Annotated in this window: 17 protein-coding genes; 16 read left to right on the top strand and 1 reads right to left on the bottom strand. The window is 46.4% G+C overall.

The genetic code is table 11. The features are described 5' to 3' along the window. Positions 1-41 precede the first annotated feature (41 nt). The 10 genes from C0033_RS16245 to C0033_RS16200 all read left to right on the top strand — a co-directional run bounded on the left by C0033_RS16245 (position 42) and on the right by C0033_RS16200 (position 12,299). Positions 42-638: a DUF2284 domain-containing protein gene (locus C0033_RS16245; protein WP_103228940.1), complete on the top strand. Its 597-nt coding sequence runs from the start codon at positions 42-44 to the stop codon at positions 636-638. A gap of 80 nt (positions 639-718) precedes the next feature. Then, on the top strand, positions 719-1,132 hold the full coding sequence (locus tag C0033_RS16240; protein WP_103228939.1) for a DUF3783 domain-containing protein: 414 nt from the start codon (positions 719-721) through the stop codon (positions 1,130-1,132). Between the two features lie 284 nt (positions 1,133-1,416). Next, complete coding sequence (locus C0033_RS16235; protein WP_103228938.1) at positions 1,417-2,424, top strand: LacI family DNA-binding transcriptional regulator; 1,008 nt, start codon at positions 1,417-1,419, stop codon at positions 2,422-2,424. Between the two features lie 127 nt (positions 2,425-2,551). Beyond that, entirely contained in the window at positions 2,552-3,328 is a 777-nt protein-coding gene (locus tag C0033_RS16230) for an ABC transporter permease (protein WP_103228937.1), read from the top strand. Further along, positions 3,329-4,123, top strand: a complete 795-nt coding sequence (locus C0033_RS16225) for an ABC transporter ATP-binding protein (protein WP_103228936.1) — start codon at positions 3,329-3,331, stop codon at positions 4,121-4,123. Between the two features lie 21 nt (positions 4,124-4,144). Beyond that, complete coding sequence (locus tag C0033_RS16220; RefSeq protein WP_103228935.1) at positions 4,145-5,263, top strand: ABC transporter substrate-binding protein; 1,119 nt, start codon at positions 4,145-4,147, stop codon at positions 5,261-5,263. Positions 5,264-5,265: 2 nt separating this feature from the next. Next, positions 5,266-6,099 carry an alpha/beta hydrolase gene (locus tag C0033_RS16215; protein ID WP_103228934.1) on the top strand — a complete coding sequence of 278 codons (834 nt, stop codon included), beginning with the start codon at positions 5,266-5,268 and terminating at the stop codon, positions 6,097-6,099. Positions 6,100-6,117: 18 nt separating this feature from the next. Next, on the top strand, positions 6,118-7,044 hold the full coding sequence (locus C0033_RS16210) for a class II fructose-bisphosphate aldolase (RefSeq protein WP_103228933.1): 927 nt from the start codon (positions 6,118-6,120) through the stop codon (positions 7,042-7,044). A gap of 20 nt (positions 7,045-7,064) precedes the next feature. Further along, a complete protein-coding gene (locus tag C0033_RS16205; protein WP_103228932.1) occupies positions 7,065-8,000 on the top strand; it encodes a 1-phosphofructokinase family hexose kinase in 936 nt (311 codons plus the stop codon). Between the two features lie 291 nt (positions 8,001-8,291). Next, positions 8,292-12,299, top strand: coding sequence for a doubled motif LPXTG anchor domain-containing protein (locus C0033_RS16200; RefSeq protein WP_180994773.1), 4,008 nt, complete (start codon positions 8,292-8,294; stop codon positions 12,297-12,299). A gap of 104 nt (positions 12,300-12,403) precedes the next feature. On the opposite strand, the gene C0033_RS16195 is transcribed toward C0033_RS16200, so the two are convergent. Continuing rightward, positions 12,404-13,072, bottom strand: coding sequence for a FadR/GntR family transcriptional regulator (locus tag C0033_RS16195; RefSeq protein ID WP_180994772.1), 669 nt, complete (start codon positions 13,070-13,072; stop codon positions 12,404-12,406). Positions 13,073-13,676: 604 nt separating this feature from the next. Between C0033_RS16195 and C0033_RS16190 the strand changes: the two genes are divergently transcribed. The 6 genes from C0033_RS16190 to C0033_RS16165 all read left to right on the top strand — a co-directional run bounded on the left by C0033_RS16190 (position 13,677) and on the right by C0033_RS16165 (position 18,801). Further along, positions 13,677-14,447 (top strand): aldolase/citrate lyase family protein, encoded by a 771-nt coding sequence (locus C0033_RS16190; RefSeq protein WP_103228929.1) that lies wholly within the window; start codon positions 13,677-13,679, stop codon positions 14,445-14,447. A 4-nt stretch (positions 14,448-14,451) separates the two neighbouring features. After that, positions 14,452-15,126: an FCD domain-containing protein gene (locus tag C0033_RS16185; RefSeq protein WP_103228928.1), complete on the top strand. Its 675-nt coding sequence runs from the start codon at positions 14,452-14,454 to the stop codon at positions 15,124-15,126. Between the two features lie 13 nt (positions 15,127-15,139). Continuing rightward, a complete protein-coding gene (locus tag C0033_RS16180; protein WP_103228927.1) occupies positions 15,140-15,895 on the top strand; it encodes a quinolinate phosphoribosyl transferase in 756 nt (251 codons plus the stop codon). Positions 15,896-15,958: 63 nt separating this feature from the next. Next, a complete protein-coding gene (locus C0033_RS16175) occupies positions 15,959-16,786 on the top strand; it encodes a molybdopterin-binding protein (RefSeq protein WP_103228926.1) in 828 nt (275 codons plus the stop codon). Then, positions 16,773-17,390, top strand: a complete 618-nt coding sequence (locus tag C0033_RS16170; protein ID WP_180994771.1) for a (2Fe-2S)-binding protein — start codon at positions 16,773-16,775, stop codon at positions 17,388-17,390. Before C0033_RS16175 ends, C0033_RS16170 begins: the two co-directional genes overlap by 14 nt. Beyond that, complete coding sequence (locus C0033_RS16165; protein WP_103228924.1) at positions 17,383-18,801, top strand: hypothetical protein; 1,419 nt, start codon at positions 17,383-17,385, stop codon at positions 18,799-18,801. The genes C0033_RS16170 and C0033_RS16165 overlap by 8 nt, the downstream gene beginning before the upstream one ends.

Raw genomic sequence — 18,801 nt, 5'->3', positions numbered from 1 at the left:
TTTCTGAAAATGCCTTCACCCTTTAGTTGAAAGGAGCCCCCATGGATTTGGAAAAACAATACAGCATAGAACGCTACGAAGCCCAGGTACCCGTAAAAGAATATATAGAGACCTGCGTAAATATCGATGAATTTCTGGAATACTGCAAAGAATGCAGAAATTACAACACCACCTGGTCCTGCCCGCCCTTTGATTTTTCACCGGAGGATTATTGGAAAAGATACGATACTTTATACCTCTTTGCCAGAAAGATCCGATTCAGCCGGGAGCTCCTTCAGGTGGAATATACTCCACAACAGCTTCAGGAAATTACCGGAGCGGTAATGCGCATAGAAAAGGGAAAAATGAGCGAAGAACTTGCAGAACTGGAAGCAAAAAATCCGGGAAGCACCGCTCTGTCCGCCGGACATTGTATGGAATGCGGGGATTTGGGCTGCACCAGGCCCCAGGGCCTTCCGTGCAGGGAACCGGGAAAAATGAGGTATTCCATCGAATCATTAGGCGGCAACGTAGGCCTTACCATAACAAAATATTTGAAACAAAAGCTTTTATGGATTGAAGAAGGAAAACTGCCGGAATACTTTATTTTAGCAGGCGGTTTGTTGATCCGGGATGAAAGCGGGGGCTTGCGGAAATAATATTTCATGATATACTGTTAAAAAGATTCAGGGCAGATCCTTTTTACACTGGAATCTTAAAAAAGTAAGGAGATCAGACAATGGCAGCAGTGATGAGAACTGTTTTATATTATACACCGGAGCAGTCCCCAAAGGTGAGCATCCTCAAAGGCATTTTTGTGCGCCTGGGAATCCGTATTAAAAATGTGGCGCCGGATCAGGTGATGCAGCAGGTTGGTTATCTGGCCGGGCTGCCGGGATTTGAAGAGAGCGAGTCCGGAGACCGGCTTCCCACAATTGACGAAGAAGTATTAGTCCTTAAAAATTTTACCGGACAGGATATCGATGTTCTGCTGCAGAATATCAGAAAAGCAGGGCTTCCAAAGATCGCTTTAAAAGCGGTTTTGACAGAAAGTAACAGCAAATGGACCTTTTACCAGCTGTATCAGGAGATCAAACAAGAGCATGAAATGATGTCCGGTAAGGCACAGGCAAAAGAAGAGAACAGAGAATAGTAAAATTAAATATTTATAAGGCGGTTCTTTCGGCCTGACTTTATGCGGTTCATTGCAGGCATACAGTCAGGCCGGAAGGACTTTATTATTATAAATGCGGTTTTTCAACATTTTATTTACAGAAATATAGAAAACGTTATCGACAATAAAAATATATATTATGCACAAATAACTGCGAAATATTTATATAAAAACGACGAAAATACCGAAATATATTGACAATAGTTTTTGCAGGATGTATTCTGTTTATAGAAATATAGAAAACGATTTCTAAGGGGCGAACAATGAAAGATATAACAATTAAAGATATCGCTAATGAGGCAGGAGTATCTATTTCAACAGTTTCAAGAGTGATTAACGGAAACTATCCGGTAAGGCAGGAAGTGCGGGAAAAGGTGGAAGCGGTTATGAAAGAGCTGGAATACCACCCAAATGCGGTAGCGAGAAGCCTGCGTATTAATAAAACTAATTTGATTGCCCTGGTAGTTGCGGATCTGTCCAACCATTTTTTCATGGAAATAGCAAAGGGATTAGAATTAGAAGTGTCTAAGATGGGGTATCACCTGGTAATTGCCAGTTCCGGGGGAGATATTGAGAAGGAACGGGAGCTTATTGATACCTTGGTAGGAAAAAGGATCGACGGTCTGGTGATCGCCAGCTCCGATTCCGACGGGGGAAAGATTCAGAAGTGTTTAAGCCTTGGAATTCCGGTGGTGCTGGTAGACCGTACCATTAAGAATATAACCACTAATCAGATTTTGTGGAATGATTTTGACAGCTCGTATAAGCTGACAAAGCTTTTGACGGATAATGGCCATAAGAAGCTGGCGATTGTGAATGTCACGCTGACCAATCCTAACGGAAGCAACCGTTTGGAGGGATTTAAGCAGGCGGTGGCGGATGCGGGAATTCCGGTTTCGGAAGCATTTATCAGCCCGTCTAATTTTAGCGGACGGCAGGCCTATGATTATGTCATGAAGATTATGAAGGAAGAGAACAGGCCGACGGCTATCTATTGTGCCAACAACATCATGCTGGAAGGAACGCTGCAGGCGCTGAGAGAGCTGAATCTGAAGGTTTATGACGACGTTTCCGTGGCTGCGTTCGGCAATCTGGAATGCAACAAGTATATCACGCCGCAGATCACATCCGCGGATCAGGACAGTCTTGAGATGGGACATCAGGCGGGAGAAATTTTATCCGGGCTTTTGGCTGGAAAAAATACATACAGCACTCAGATTATTTTAGATTCAAAAATTGTGGAGAGGGGGTCAGTGAAAAAGATAAGGTAACCCTTATCTTTGTGCATATAGAAAACGATTTCTATATGAATAAATGTTATGACAGTTGATAAATAGAGGAGAAATTAATTCTATTTGTGTTGGTATCTGTTTGAACAGATGGAGTGAGGAGGTTTCTATGAGCAAATTAAAATTGTATCACAAGGGGTTGTATAATACGGTCTGCCTGATTATTTCTGTGGCGGCCGCCATTATTCTATGGTGTATGATTTCGTCTATGCCGGATATAAAGAGCGTGATCGTGTCTCCGCCTAAAGTGCTGAGGGCGCTGGCTTCCAATCTGAAGTCAGGGTATCTGCTGATTCAGATCAGGGACAGTCTGATCAGGGTAATCGGAGGCTTTATGCTGGGATTTCTGTTCTCCATACCGGTGGCATTTCTGCTGGGATGGTATGAGGGGTTCCGCGTCATTGTGGAGCCGTGGATTCAGTTTTTGAGAACAATTCCACCTATCGCATTGATTCCCATCGTGATCGCCACCTTTGGCATCGGAACAAGCGCCAAGATCATGATCATCTTCTTTGCCGTTTTTCTTACCATGGTTGTGACCATATATCAGGGGGTTAAAAATGTGGACCCTACGTTGATTAAAGCGGCAAAAGTATTTGATGCAAATGATGCGCAGATATTCATTCATGTGGTGGTTCCGGCGGCGGTTCCTTATATTCTGACCGGAGTCCGTTTAGGTTTGGCTTCCGCGCTGACAACACTGGTTGCCGCAGAGCTGACGGGAGCAGCCAGCGGCCTGGGCACGATGATTCAGCAGGCGGGCATGTATTTCAAGATGGACGTGGTGCTGTTAGGCATTATCATCATTGGAATAATCGGGTTTTTATTTGATAAACTGGTTCTGTTTCTGGAGAAACGGCTGACTTCATGGCAGGAGGTGAAATAAATGGGGACGGAAAATGCGGGCAAATACGAGATTGAAATCTCAGGCGTAACCAAGTCATTTGACAAAAAAGACGGGCAGTTTTTGGCCCTGGACGAAGTGAATCTGACGGTTGATAAGAATGAGTTTATCTGCGTCGTGGGGCCGTCCGGATGCGGAAAAACGACATTGATGAACATCATAGCAGGCTTATATCCTCCGTCGACCGGAACGGTCCGCGTCAGAGGCGAGCTGGTCACCGGACCTGGAAAGGGAAAAGGCGTGGTATTTCAGCAGTACGCCCTGTATCCATGGCTTACCGTGGAGAAAAATGTGGAATTTGGTTTGAAAATGAAGGGCGTCGCCAAGGCGGAACGCCAGGAAACAGCCAGAAAATATATTAAAATCGTAGGTCTTGAAAAATTCGCCTCTTCATTTCCAAAAGAGCTGTCGGGCGGCATGAAGCAGAGAGTGGCCATCGCCCGCGCATATGCCACCGATCCGGAGGTACTTTTAATGGATGAACCTTTCGGCGCATTGGATGCACAGACCAGGGCGCAGCTCCAGGAAAACCTGCTCAATACATGGCAGCAGGAGAGAAAAACATGCTTTTTCATCACTCATGACGTGGAGGAAGCGGTTCTGCTTTCTACTAAAATCATCATAATGAGCGCCGGGCCGGGCCGGATCAGGGAGATTGTGGACGTAAATCTGCCTTATCCCAGAAATCAGGAGACAAAGCTGACTCCGGAGTTCAATGAGATGAAGAACAGCATTTGGAACAAGGTATATAAAGAGTATTTGCAAAATGCAAAATAAATAGAAAAGGAGAAGGTATTTATGAGAAAACAATTGGCAGTATTAGCAGCGATGGGATTGGCGGCAGGAATGATCACCGGGTGCGGTTCCGGTAAAACAACAGAAACCCAGGCGCCGGGAACGACCGCGGCTGTGCAGGCGGCTTCATCGGAAGAAACCAAGACGGAGGCAGCTTCTTCTGCGGAAGAAACGACCGCTCCAAAGCCGGAACGGGCTAAGATTAAAATCGCCTACCATCCCCACATTACAGGCGTGGGCGGCATTTTGAACGCAATTGATAACGGATATTTTGAAGACGAGAATCTGGAGGTGGAGTTGGTTCAGTTCACTTCAGGAGCCACCGAACTGGCGGCCATGGCCTCAGGAGATATCGATATCGGCTATCTCGGAGTGGGCGCTCATGTATTCGCCCCTCAGGGACAGTGTGCGATTCTGACTTTGGACAGCACGGATCTGAGCGGTGAGATCATGGTAAAAGCGGACAGCGGCATCCAGTCCATGAAGGATTTAAAAGGGAAAAATGTGGCGATTTCCGCAGGAACTACTTCGGAACTGGTGCTTTCCATGGCATTGAAGCTTAACGATATGGATAAAACGGATGTGAACATGATCAATATGGACGCTTCCGGAAAAGTGACTGCATTTATGACAGGACAGATTGACGCCATCTCCATCGAAGCCCCTTACACGGATCAGATCAGGAAAGAGATGGGCGAGGATAAAGTGGTGACCATCAGTGGTTCCAAGGATTTCCTTCCGGACGCCGTATTTACAAACAGCTGGGTTACAACCAACAAATTCCTGGAGAAAAATGAGGACGTAGTGGTCCGTTTCCTGAAAGCATGGTTGAAAGGCACACAAGACCGCTATGACAATATGGAAGAAACGGTTCAGAAGGTGGCCGATTACATCAATACAGATTACGATACCGCTTATCTGGTGGTAGAAAAGACAAACTGGCTGAGCAATAAAGAGTTGAAAAAACTGGCTGAGGACGGCACCATGCTTACCTGGTACGACACCATTAAAAATATGTTTTTGGATGCGGGACTCCTGGACCCACAGTATGACGTGCCGCCGGAAGACTATGTAAAACTACAGTATCTTGAGCAGGCGATGCAGGAGATAGGAGTGGAATAGCGATGAAGGAAGGGCTGCCGGATGCCCGGATATTTACAAGAGATTACATAGTCCCCGGACTGGATGGACACGATGTGGTCTGCGATATTTTCAACAATAATCTTGGAAACAGCAGGCGTCCGGCACTGGTTTTCGTTCACGGAGGCGGATTTGTGGGCGGAGATAAGGACCAGTTTTTTGGCGCTGCCTCCTGGATTTCCATGATGACAGGCGCGCTGTGCGTTACCATGCAGTACCGGACAGCGCCTGAACATGTGTATCCAGCTCCGGTGATCGACTGCCTGAGCGTCTTTCGATGGCTTTGGGCCAATAAAGAGCGGTATCACGTCTGCCCGGAGCTGATATTCGTAACCGGCGGTTCGCCCGGCGCCAATATCGGAGCTATGGCCATGACGGCGGAGACGGAGCTTTTAAAAAAATACGGTTTGGAACCGGATAAATGCTTCCAGCCGGACAATGGCATCTTTTTGAACGGCATTTTCGATCTGACCGATTTTTATAAAAGAAACCCTTTAGAACGGCAACATGTGAACTCCTATTTAAACAGCAGGCAGTTTGACAAAGAATTGTGGGAAGAATCCTCCCCGGTCTTTCATAAAAAGCCGGGACTCAATCTGCTGCTGCTTCACGGAAGCGAGGATTCCATCGTCCCCTGGCAGCAATGTGAAAGCATGAAACATGCCGCAGAGCAGGAACAAGGCCGTGTAAAAATCTGCATATTTGAAGGAAGGGAACATGCCTGGTTCAATGAGCCGCAGAATCTATATGAAGTTTTATGTGAAATTATCAATTATATAAAAGAAACGGAAGACAAAGTCTTCAATGTTAAAAAGTGAGAAAAGAGGTGGTTCAGAGTGGGACTAAAAGCTCCAAAAGAATTATATCAGGATGCGGTCCGCAACAATTACGGGCTGGGTGCATTTAACACCTTTTCAATAGAAGGGATTCTGGCGGTATTGGAAGCCTGTAAAGAGCAGCGTTCGCCGGCGATCATTCAGATCTCCATGGGAGCCAGAAAATATGTGAAACATCTGAAATCCTATGTGGATATCATCAAATGCATGGCGGAAAATTACGAGATGCCCGTATTCATCCAGCACGATCACTGTTCCACGGTGGAAGCCTGCAAAGAGGCCATCGAGGCGGGAGTCCAGGCCGTGATGTTCGACGGTTCTCACCTGCCGTTTGAGGAAAATGCAGAAAAAACAAAGGAAATTGTGGCATACGCCCATGATAGAGGAGTCTGGGTGGAGGCGGAATTGGGGTGTCTCCCGGGATTTGAGGATCTGGTATTTGCGGAAAAAGCAGTCTTTACGGACCCGGATATGGCGCAGCAGTTTATCTCCATAACAGGCTGCGATGCGCTGGCGGTGGCCGTAGGCACCTCCCACGGAGGTGTTGCAGGAGATGATTATCTTCCCCTGGATTTTGAATTGCTGGAAAAAATAGTCTCTAAAAATCCGGATTTCCCCTATGTGCTTCACGGTGCGGCTTCCCTTCCTCCGGAACTGATAACTGCCTGCAACGACCAGGGCGGACAGGTGGATTATCTGCGCAACTGCTGTGAGGAAAGCATTGCCAGAGCGGTGAAAACAGGCGTCCGCAAAGTGAATATGGACGTGGACAATTTTCTTGTATTCACTACGGCGGTTAGAAAATTTTTAAACGATAAGCCTGATATCTATGATCCCCGAAAATATTTACAGCCCGCTACGGAAGCATTTCAAAAAGAAGTGGAGCATAAGATGAAAGAAGTTTTGGACAGTGCCGGAAGATACTGACTGCTGCGAGGAGGACGATAATGATACGGGTAATTTGCTTAAATCCAGTGATTGACCGCATGTATTATATAGATGATTTCTGCGCGGCAACGAAGTTTTATGAAGTTCCTCCCAAAGTTTACGTTGGAGGAAAAGGCATTAATATAGCCAGGGTGATGAGCCTGATGGGAGAACACTGCGTGCTCTACGGATTTTTAGGAGGCGGCAACGGGCGGCTGGTTTCGGAGGATATGAAAGGCTATGACGTGGAATTCAAAGCATTTCAGACGTCAGGGGAGACCAGGACTACGATCAACATTATTGACAACAAGAACAGGAAGGAAACCGAGATTACGGAACCTGGCACAGAAGTCGGCGAAAAAGAGGAACGGGAATTTCTGGAAACGCTGGAGGCGGACGTATGCCAAGGAGACATGGTGATCTGCTCCGGGATTCCGATGAAGGGGATGAGAGCCGATATTTACCAAAAGGTGAGCGGTATCTGTGAAAAACGGGGCGGCATCTGCATTCTGGACGCCACCGGGATTTATCTGGAAAAATCATTTCCTGGAAAATATTATTTTTCAAAGCCCAATTTCAGTGAGTTATCGGAGTTGTTTTCCATAACAGAAGAAGAAAATATGGAAAATATCATAAAATCAGGAAAACGGATGCTGGATATGGGGGTGGAGAATCTGCTGATTTCCACCGGAGAATCGGGCGGGATATTCTTGAATGGAAAAGGCGTGTTTAAAGCGGTGATTCCGAAAGAAGAGGTGGTATCCACCATAGGAAGCGGGGATGCTTCGGTTGCGGGATTCTGTATTGGGGTGAAGAGAGGATATTCTTCAGAAGATTGCGTGAAGCTGGCTATGGCCTGCGGAATCTGCAATGCGAAATTTAGCAAGGTGGGGTATGTGGAGCCCGATCTGGTGGAGCAGCTGTTTCAGAAAGTGAGGATTTTACATCAAGCGTGAAGGCATTTTCTAAAATTCCATAAGGTTTAAAGTAAAGCGTGAAGGCATTTCGCGAAATGCCTTCACGCTTTACTTTAATGTTTTATGCTGTAAAATAGTCGAAAAAAATAAAAAGTTGTTTGAAAAATCTCATAAAAACCAAGTTTCAATATGAAAATAATAGACTAATTACGAAAAACCACAGTTTTGTAATTCATTTGTAACCCCACCGGTCTATAATTACAAACATGAGGAGTTGAATGAGTGTAATTAACAATAGAGTTAGTTCAGTAAAATTAGGAGGGTCAAATGATGAGGAAGAGAAAACGTAGTTTTGGAAAAAGAATTGGTCCTGTCATCTTATCAGTATTAATGGTAGTATCAAATATTGGAGGAAGTGTATCCACCGCTTTTGGATACAATATGAAGCCGGTAATTATGCTTCAAAGTGAATTTTTGAAACAAGCTGCCCGCGAGGCACTGGGTGGTTCCGGAATCCCTCTTAGCGGAGGGGAATACAAGTTTATCAACGTGGAAGGCGTAGAATCTGAAGAATATGCAAGGCTGTTTGACGGGGATGTATACGAGATAAATCCTGAATACAGAGTTGCTGCTGATGAAAAAGGCGCAAAATTAAAAGTATTTGTAACAGAATCAGAAGAGGTTATCTTTTTATTTGAAAATCATTCCGACCGGGAGATTATTTTCTGGGCTAAAGTGGATGACGAATATATTAACTCTCATGTTACCGTGAGCCCGTATGATGAGGACGGTTTTAAGGCAATAGAAGCCACTGAACCTACAGCAAATATGCTGACTATCCCGGAAAAAGAAACAGAACCGGTTCCGGAGATAAATAACGAGATAGTACCAGTAGCGCCGGAGGCAGGAAGCAGTGAGGAAATCGGCGGGCCGGAAGAGGGAACCGGAGAAGAAATCGGCGAACCGGAAGAAGGAACCGGAGAAGAAGTCAGCGAACCGGAAGAAGGAACCGGAGAAGAAATTGGCGAACCGGAAGGAGGAACCGGAGAGGAGATCGGCGAACCGGAAGGAGGAACCGGAGAGGAGATCGGCGAACCGGAAGAAGGAACCGGAGAGGAGATCGGCGAACCGGAAGGAGGAACCGGAGAGGAGATCGGCGAACCGGAAGGAGGAACCGGAGAGGAGATCGGCGAACCGGAAGAAGGAACCGGAGAGGAGATCGGCGAACCGGAAGAAGGAACCGGAGAAGAAGCCGGTGAACCGGAAGAAGGAACCGGAGAAGAAGCCGGCGAACTGGAAGAAGGGACTGGAGAGGAAATCGGCGAACCGGAAGAAGGAACCGGAGAAGAAGCCGGTGAACCGGAAGAAGGAACTGAAGAAGCAGGCGAACCAGAAGAAGGAACCGGAGAAGAAAACAGCGAACCAGATCAGACGGAAGAAACAGATATGCCGGAATTAAGCCTTTCCCGCCATATGATTCAGAGAGTAACCTCTTCTTATCCGGAGGGAAGTGCCTCTAATGCAGATAAAGAGCTTGTAAATGATCTTGCAGACGCTCCTGAAAGTAAAGAAATCAAAGAAGATAATGCAATCAGCACTTATGGGCTGGGAAGTACTTTCTGGGAATTGGTTGCAGTGGACGGAGAATATACGGCTAGAGCATTTGTCACTTCCTTTGAAGAATTAGGAATTGATTTACATGCAGAAGAAGAAAATTATGCGTCCATAGAGGGTGACACTACTCAGTATCTGTTTGCAGTGGAAGCAATCGCAGCAGCCCAGGCCGGAGATACAATCCAGATTCATGGAACTGTAAAATGGGGATATGATGCGGAAGCATGGCCGGACGGCGGATTAAAGGTTGCAGGCGTTGGAGAAAATGCAAGGCTGGTTTTAAACGGTGCATACGCCAGCGAAAGCGGTGAGTTACGAAAGACCTATTTGGGCTGTGACATGACATTTAATAATCTTACAATGGAATTAAAAAATGATATGAATTACATTTTCGCCTGCGGCCACAGGCTTGAGATTGGCGAAGATGTTGTAATTAAAGGAAACGGCACGATAGACAGCGGAAGCATAGGCAGTGCTCATCTGACGGTTGTCGGAGGCTCTGATATAGAAGAAGTTGACCATACTGAATTGATGCTGCATGCCGGAACTTACGACTATATAATCAGTGGCGGCCTCACTCAGGACGTTGGAGGTAATACGGATATTTACGTAGGCTCTGAGGCGAAGGGATCGCCAGTAATTATTGGCGGCGGCTATAGAGGCAATGTTGGCGGAGACGTCAGTGCGGAAATCAATATGGGCTCAGCCGAACGGGTGATCGGCGGCGGATATAAAGGCCACATAGAAGGAAGTACGGATATATTTGTTAACAGCAGAGTGCCGCTAGGCGGTGTAATTGGCGGATGCTGGCTGGGTCATGTTACCGGAAATACGAGTTTAGTGTTAGGAGAGAACTCCAGCGTCACATTCAGCAGTATATATGGCGGAAGTGTTGTAAATTCTCTTGGCTGGCTGGTAGACGATGGCCTGTTGTATGATCCGGTTCGGTTGGATACGGACGACAACGGAATTGAGCTTGCAGATGTATATGTAGGCGGAAGTACATCAGTAATAGCAAACGGATACAGCGAAGGGGCAATTTACGGAGGCGGCCAGGCTCCTGTTGGCACTCCGGAAAATCCCACAGGAACCTACATTGAGATCAACGGAACAGTAATACCGGAACGGCTTAGTGATGTCGTTTGCGGAGGCGGAAGTGAAAATGGAACCGTTTATGGTGACACCCATGTGGTGATCGGTTCCGGAGCTTCGATAGAAAGACTCATATTAGAGGGCGGCCTTTGGGGTGGAACTGTGGTAGGCGGCGGAGATAGAAGCGCTGTTTACGGTGACACTTATGTAACATTAAACGGTAAGGTTGGTTCGCCGGAATATGGCGGTTTTGTAATGGGAGCCGGATTTACTAACAGTTCTTCCCGCATTCCTAAAGTGTCTGGCACCACCCACATTACAGTTAATGAAGCCCCTTATGAATGTACCGGCGACTATCAGTACCGATCATTCTCATATGAAGGAATGCGCTCCATTAACGGCATTTTCGGCGGCGGATTCAACTATGCCGGTGATGAAAATACAGAGATCATTATCAATGCAGATATGGGAGCAGTGCCCGTTTATGGAGGCGGTTTCCTTCAAAACTGCGGCGGTGACGCGAACATTACGGTTTACGGTTCGGCAGACAGCGTTTATGCAGGAGGTAAGAATGCAGGAATCGAAGCCGGAAATATCGGCGGAAACGCTACAATTACCCTCAGAGGTTCCGGTCAGGTAACTAACATCTACGGTCACGAGTATAATGGGCAGGAAGACAGCGTAACCGGAACAGCAGCAGCAGTCTTCAGCCAGAACGGCAGCGCAGAACAACCGAATGCCGGTGTTAACCGCATTATCAACATGGATCAGGTAACCGTAACGGATGGATCTTATGTAAATCTTGAAAATCCGGAAGATTATGGGCAGTTTATCAATGTAGGTAATTTGACAATCAATGAAGGCGCAGCGCTGAATCTCAATTCCAACGCGGCTATAAGCGGCAATTATATGGGAAGCATTGCTCCGGAATCCAAAGGAAGCTTAGGCATTCTCCCGGGTAAAAAATTGATTGCAAATGGAACCGCAGCCGGATATACGGCATTGAACATTATGGAAACAGAAGACAACGAAGCACTTATCCATCAGGTATATGTAGCAGCGATGCGTGGCAGCCAGAGTGGAAGCTTCACATGGAGAGATTCTAAATATCGTTTTGATTTGGAGCAGAATCCAACGTTGATTTCTACAGAGAATGCAAACCTTGGATTGGAAGAACTTATGGAACGGGGAATGGAAGTAGGAGAAGATGGAGATAAATGGTGGTTGGTGAAGGGAACGGAAGATCCGCCAGTTGATCCGCCAGTTAAACCGCCGGTTGATCCACCCGTTGATCCAGTTGAACCACCGGTCGAGCCTCCGGTAGAACCGGAAGTACCATATGTACCTAGCGGCGGACATTCCAGCGGCGGCGGAAGCAGCAGCGGACCAAGTTCCAGCAAAGGATATGTGGCCGGCGGACCTGGAACGGTTTCAATCAATGAGCCGGAAGTACCATTAGCTCCAGCGCCTGAAATGCCTGAGAATGTTGTTATTACAGAGAATGAAGTACCGTTAGCGCCTCTTCCTAAGACAGGGGAATCAGGATCGCCTTATGGAGCGGTGGCGATGATGGCCAGTATCATTTTATTGGCGTACAGCTTGTTAGTTGGGAAAAAGAAAGAATTAAAGTAAAATGCTTTGCGGCAGAACCTTAAAGAAGGTGCCGCTCAATTGTCAAAAAGATAATTGAGCGGCACCTTCGCTCTGTCTAAAACAGCAGCTTTGGAATATTATCACTATTTTTTTATCGTGGCCGCACTTTCCAGCAAGTGCTGAGCCATTTTTTGTTTTGCGGTTTCCGAATCATGATGTGAAATTGCATGTACTATTTCACGCTGTAACGGGATTGCAGAATTTTCGGCGATTTCCAGCGTACAAAACCGTGGATAAACCTTTTCTAGTGCAGAGGTTATATTCTTGATGAGTATCTGCAACCCTGCATTCCCGCTGGCATTTGCAACCGCCATATGAAATTTCACATCTAAATCTATAAATTCTTCCAGCGTAATGTCCGGTTTCTGCACCAGCCAGACAATATTTTCCAATTCCCGGATATCTTTTTCAGTGGCTCGCTGTGCTGCCAGGCCGGCCGTTTCCGACTCTAAGATGCGTCTGATCTCCAGCAGATCGTCCACTTCAGCCAGATTGAGCTGAAGCATTGCCACCAGAGGGCTGATTAAGCCTTCATCAAATGTGTCGGTCACATATGTGCCCCCGCCTCTCTTTTCAAGAATGCCGGAAGACCTGAGCGCCTGCAGGGCTTCCCGCACGGATGTACGGCTGGCGTCAAACAGAGTGCATAATTCAGACTCTGTCGGCAATTTGTCTCCCGGCCTCATCTTCTCCAAAATCATTTTGCGCATTTCTTCTTTCAATTTATCTGATACCTTAATTTTAGATGTCATGATTCCCTCCAAATATAAATGATAGCTTCGCATCATAAGAATACGGCTTCACGAAAACGAAACGGCAATGCCGAATGATGCGATGCCGTGGCATATGATACCATAATTTTCCAATAAAGAACCTGAAAAAAATACAGTACTATAAGATTAACCTATATCGACATGAATTTATTATAATATATGATTTTTATCTTATCAAGAATAAAAATGTAGTAATTAAACAGAAAGATGAAGAAAAAATATAATACAATTATAATTTATATGCTATAAAAGTAATATAAAATAAAGAAAAACGAGAAAGAAATATTGACAAAAGAAATGTATTATTGTAATATACGGATATAAAGTATTATAAATGAAATTATAAAATATAAATTGTATTACAAAATAAATATAATAAAGACAAAAGGTATACAAATTAGAACTGAATTATAGCAGATTCATAGGCATACACGCATATAAAAGAAAGAATCACCCCGTAAAATGCCATGTTCCTTAAAATCTGCACCTGAGAAATATGAAATTAATTATTAGAACCACTGAAAAAGAAACTGAAAAATGAAGAAATAAAAATTTCAAATATATAATTTCAGGAGGAAAAAAGATGGCAAACAAATTAAAAGAGAAGATTCAGCGAGGGGAACCCGTAGTAGGAACTGTTGCTCAATTAGGCGGCGGAACCTCTATTGAGTGCCTCGGCCTGGCCGGTTTGGACTTCGTGGTGATTGATACGGAGCATGGCCCTTTCAGCGTCCAGGATACCATGGATTACATCCGGGCCGCGGAAGTGAGCGGAATCACCCCGGTAGTCCGGGTGCCGGATTATACCCGTCCATCCCTGCACAGAATGATCAATTGCGGTGCAAAAGGCATTATCGTTCCATGCATGGAAACGATGGAGGAGATCGAACTGCTGGTTGAACAAGGAAGACTGTCCCCGAAAGGAAAGCATTGTTTTCCTTATGCGAGAAATTCAGGATGGGCTCAGAAAAGCGCAGGCCGTTTAAATGAGTTTTATGAAGAGGTTAACGAAGATGTTCTGATAATTCCCCAGTGCGAGACGGTAGGACTGTTAAATCACATAGAGGAAGTCATGCAGGTTCCCGATATCGACGGCATTTTCTTAGGGCCATATGATCTATCCACCGATATGGGGATTTCAGGCCAGTTTACACATCCCGACTTTTTAAAGGCCCGTTCCCGCATTCTGGAAGCGTGCAAAGCGGCCGGAAAACCGGCAATTAGTTTTTCACCGGATATTGCGGCCGCTAAGAAAAATCTGGCGGATGGATTTGCAGGCGTGGCTTTAAGCATTGACGCAGTGGAATTTATAAAGCTGTTTAAAGCTCTCGTAAAAGAAGTGAAAGGGAATTAAAATTGTGAACGCATCGAATAAGACAAAAGTTTCTCAAAAAGTAAAAGACGCCATAGAAGAAATGATATTTTCTAAAATGCATGCCGGAGATAAACTTCCTACGGAAGGGGAACTGGCCGAGATGCTTGCGGTCAGCAGAACGACGGTCCGGGAGGCGATCAAAGGGCTGGAAGCGTCCAAAATCGTGGAGAAGCGGAACGGCGGAACTTACATAGTGGAAAAGGTTCGCGGATGTTTCGTTGATCCGCTCTGTATCATGATTCAGTTAAATACGATCAAACAGAGCGAGATCATGAGTGTGAGAATACTGCTGGAAACAGAAGCGGCAGGGGCGGCGGCGGCCAATGCAGAACCGGAACAGATCAAAGAGATGGAAAATATTGTCTGGCTGATGCGCAAACCCGGAATACAGATTGAAGAATATATCGATCTGGATGTGAAATTCCATTTTCTGATAGCCAAGGCGTCCGCAAACCAGATGCTGTACCAGCTTATAAGGGATATCAGTACCGTAATTGTTAAGTTCTATCCAAGGTGCTGCACCCTTGAAGTTGCGGAAAATATAGCGATCCCTCAGCTTGCCAGGGTGGTAAATGCCATAAAGAGCAGGGATACGAAAGCCGCGAGAACCAGCATGCGCCAGCATTTACAGGAATGTGACGAGATAATCAGGAATTAGACAGGAGAAGCAGATGGAAAAGAGAGAAACCGTTACAGATATTCGCGATATTATTTTTGAAAACATAGCGGACTTTGTGGTTACGTCGGCGGTATCCAATACCAGGGAAGGCATGATATACGGGGTAGCAGAGGCGGTGGAGGCGGCCCGGGAGCTTGGTCTTGAGGCGGTATCCAATGTCAGGGATGGAATGGTCCTTCATGCTAATGAGACGATTATGATGCTTCGCGGAACGCCCAAGCAGACAGCTTTGGCTGAGGACCGCATTATAGGGATTATTTCCAAGGCTTCCGGAGCTTCCACCGCAGCGAAACAGGCGGTGGAACTGGCACAAGGGAGAGCTGAGATTGTCTGCGGCTCCTTTAAAAAGATGCCGATGGAAGTGAGGCCATCTTTAAAACATGCGGTCTTACAGGCCGGCGTTAAAATCAGAATCGCTGATCCGCCATTTGTGTATCTGGATAAAAACTATATCCGCATGTTCGGGAGCATAGAGGCCGCCTTGGAGGCTGCGAAAAAGTTCAAAAATTACACCGTGGCCGTCCAGCTAAGAAACGAGCAGGGGACGCTGGAACAGGAAACAGTCAGCGCATGCACCCATGGCGCTTCCATATTAATGATCGACACGGGTGATGTGAGAGATATTGAGGTGGTTATAAAAGCGGTAGACGGCCTGGGAGCAAGAGATAAAGTGCAAATCGCATTTGCAGGAAATGTAAGAATCAGCCATATTCCGTCCCTCTGCGAAACAGGCGTCGATATGATCTAAAATATCGTAATTGACCACGTAGACTTAAACGAAGTTGCAAAAAAGATCGCCGATGTTCTGAACATGGAGAGGGAAAATGTTCTTGTGGTCGATGTGCGCCCGAATCACATAACGCTTGATATCCTTAAAAAGACTGTGGATGCAAGGCAGATAGCAGGAAAAGAAAAGGCTATTCTGGAAGCGCTAAAGGAGGTGGATGGTTTTACTCTGTCAGACCGGTCGATGATCCATTCCAACGGGGTGCTTGGGCTGATCGCCCTGGAACCGGAAGATGTGGATGAAGTGCTGAATCATACATATGAATTGGGCAAAACGGTTCGGGAGGCATTTGAAAAGAGGGCGTGCATATTTCCTACCGGCTTTGAGGTTCAGGACGGCATGATAAAAGATACCAATTCTCCCTATATAGCTAAACTGCTTGCGGAAAAAGGATATGATACTGTGATTAAACCGCCAATATCAGATAACTGTGAGGAAATCTGCAAAGCCCTGCAGGAGGCCATGGAAGACGGATATTCGCTGATCATTACCACCGGGGGAGTTGGCGCGGAGGATAAAGATTTTACTGTAGAAGCTGTGACCAGTTTAGACCCATTTGCCGCCTCGCCATGGCTGGTGAAATATCAGAAAGGGACCGGGCGGCACGTAAAGGATGGGATCAGGATTGCGGTAGGAGAGTGCGGGAATGCCAGAATTATATCTCTGCCGGGGCCCAACGATGAAGTGAGGCTGGCTATGGATGTGCTGCTGGCCAATTTAGACGGAGGATTTAATAAATACAAGACAGCTCAGGAAATAGCAGAAGTATTGCGTCAGAAGATAAAAGGCGGATGGAAGCATGAACATGTGTTGGAACATGATAGGAGAGGTGGGGAACATGAAAGTAATTAAGACAAAAGCCGTATTTGACGAAGAGAAATGTATTGGATGCACGGTGTGTTCGAAAGTATGCCCGGCGGACGCCATTCGGTTTGTGAATAAAAAACCGGTGTTGGAGGAGGAACATTGTGTGGGCTGCTCTTCCTGTGTGGAACATTGCCCGAAAGATGCTGTGAAGATGGAAGCCCTTGAGAATCCCAGAACCATATTCTGTGATCCGTCAAAATTTGAGGACAAGGCAATAGAAGAGCTTTGCCTGAAGGCTCATTTTTATCCGAAAATGGAAATCTGCGTCTGCACCAGAACAAAGGCGGAAGAAGTTGCCGCGGCCATTTTAGCGGGGGCCAAAACGCCCATCGATCTGGCAAGAATGACCGGTATTCGGACCGGCTGTAAATGCTGCTGCGCTGAAACACCACTGCGCATGCTGAATGCTGCGGGAATTGATCCGGGAGAGGCGCCTGGTTATCAGTGGTATGGCCTGACTTCGACGCTGTGGACCATGGATGAAGCGGTAAAAGAGGAATATGACGGGAAATACCATTTTAAAGATGACATAGAATTTTGCGAAAAATGTGTGGAAAAAGGATTGGAAAGGGGGAGTGGATATGAATAACAGTACAATAGCTCCGGCAGCGCCGATCAGATCTCCATATACGATTGCTCCGGAAGACATTGCCATGAGGGCTGTGGACCTGCCGGAAATGACTTCCGTCAAGATGAAAGAATTATTTCCCGAATTGGAGGACGCGATTCCCCTCACCAAAGAATCCATCCGAAAAGCCGCTGAAAACGCATTGGCCGGAGTTGATTTTTCAAAAGTAAACCCCGGAGACAGCGTTAACATTCTGGCATCACACCACGGCTTCACCCTGGCAGGAGGGGAACCTTATGCAGAGCTTCTGCGCACGATCAGGGATGAGGTGGAAAAGAGAACCGGAACAAAGGATATCCGCCTGAGGGCCGGCAATGGGCTGCGCTACAGGGAAAGCGAACTGTTTATTAAGAAGTTCAAGCTGGACGAATATTTTCACGGCAAGGCGAAAAACGTCACCCCATTGATGAAGGGCGTCCCCATACAGACTAAGATAGGAACCCTTTACGGACTGAGCGATGTTTACGATGCAAAATGGATTATCCATGTACATAATACGGATGTCCGGGAACTGCATTTCCACCGGGTAATCGACCGGATTATGAAACCATTTGGCATGTCCTATGCGAGAATTGAAACGCGTTCCACTTATCATTACAACTTAGGCCCCCGCGGAGGGAATTTTGTGGCCCGTTCAATCTATGAATCCGATTTTGTTCAGGAAAAGATGCTGTTTTCCGTTATGTTAAAGGTGTCTCCCAACGGGATTATGGGCGTGGACGCGGACAATGACCTGTTCCGGTTAAATGAGAGATCCACGAGAAAAATGCTGGAGGAATACGGAAAACTGATCACACTGCTGAACGAGTTGGAGGATACCGGATGCATCGCCGTTCTGGACTGTCATGCGCCCTTATCCTATGTATCCGCCGGAGGATTGATTTTCGCCGCCTTTTTACAGATCGGAACCGATCCGTTTGATCTGGACCACCCGGTCACGCCCTATTCATTTTACACGGAACAGTGTTACGACGAGCACGGGAAGACAAACGTGGAAGAGGTGCCAAAGGTGAGCGGTGCGTTAAAGGCGATGATCAATAACTATTCCTGCAAAGGCTATCCCGGCGGCTTCTTTTCGGCCCAGATACCGTCCATCATTGTAGGGGAAAAGTTAAAAGCGGTATTTGACCTGGATGAACAAAATGCAGGTTATACCAAAGATTCTCTGATCGCGCCCGACCTGCTTACCGCGGTGAATCTGACCATGAAGATGAGCGGCTGCAGAAATCTTGTGGCCTTTGACGGGGCTGTAGGCGGAATCAACATGAGCAGGGAACTGAGAGAGTTTCTGTTAGAACGGGTGCCGGCTGTGCGCAAAAAAGTGGACGAAGAATTAATGCCAAAGTGGCTGGCGCAGAGAAATATGGTTTAA

This window comes from Clostridium sp. chh4-2, assembly GCF_002899675.1.
Taxonomy (GTDB): domain Bacteria; phylum Bacillota; class Clostridia; order Lachnospirales; family Lachnospiraceae; genus CHH4-2.
This window is presented reverse-complemented; position numbering and strand designations above follow the sequence as displayed.

Bases quoted from the DNA above. Each gene is read 5' to 3' on its own strand.
- C0033_RS16165 (WP_103228924.1), top strand. From the start codon at position 17,383: ATGAATAACAGTACAATAGCTCCGGCAGCGCCGATCAGATCTCCATAT.
- C0033_RS16230 (WP_103228937.1), top strand. From the start codon at position 2,552: ATGAGCAAATTAAAATTGTATCACAAGGGGTTGTATAATACGGTCTGC.
- C0033_RS16225 (WP_103228936.1), top strand. From the start codon at position 3,329: ATGGGGACGGAAAATGCGGGCAAATACGAGATTGAAATCTCAGGCGTA.
- C0033_RS16235 (WP_103228938.1), top strand. From the start codon at position 1,417: ATGAAAGATATAACAATTAAAGATATCGCTAATGAGGCAGGAGTATCT.
- C0033_RS16220 (WP_103228935.1), top strand. From the start codon at position 4,145: ATGAGAAAACAATTGGCAGTATTAGCAGCGATGGGATTGGCGGCAGGA.
- C0033_RS16190 (WP_103228929.1), top strand. From the start codon at position 13,677: ATGGCAAACAAATTAAAAGAGAAGATTCAGCGAGGGGAACCCGTAGTA.
- C0033_RS16205 (WP_103228932.1), top strand. From the start codon at position 7,065: ATGATACGGGTAATTTGCTTAAATCCAGTGATTGACCGCATGTATTAT.
- C0033_RS16195 (WP_180994772.1), bottom strand. From the start codon at position 13,072: ATGACATCTAAAATTAAGGTATCAGATAAATTGAAAGAAGAAATGCGC.
- C0033_RS16200 (WP_180994773.1), top strand. From the start codon at position 8,292: ATGAGGAAGAGAAAACGTAGTTTTGGAAAAAGAATTGGTCCTGTCATC.
- C0033_RS16180 (WP_103228927.1), top strand. From the start codon at position 15,140: ATGGAAAAGAGAGAAACCGTTACAGATATTCGCGATATTATTTTTGAA.
- C0033_RS16240 (WP_103228939.1), top strand. From the start codon at position 719: ATGGCAGCAGTGATGAGAACTGTTTTATATTATACACCGGAGCAGTCC.
- C0033_RS16215 (WP_103228934.1), top strand. From the start codon at position 5,266: ATGAAGGAAGGGCTGCCGGATGCCCGGATATTTACAAGAGATTACATA.
- C0033_RS16175 (WP_103228926.1), top strand. From the start codon at position 15,959: ATGGAGAGGGAAAATGTTCTTGTGGTCGATGTGCGCCCGAATCACATA.
- C0033_RS16170 (WP_180994771.1), top strand. From the start codon at position 16,773: ATGAAAGTAATTAAGACAAAAGCCGTATTTGACGAAGAGAAATGTATT.
- C0033_RS16245 (WP_103228940.1), top strand. From the start codon at position 42: ATGGATTTGGAAAAACAATACAGCATAGAACGCTACGAAGCCCAGGTA.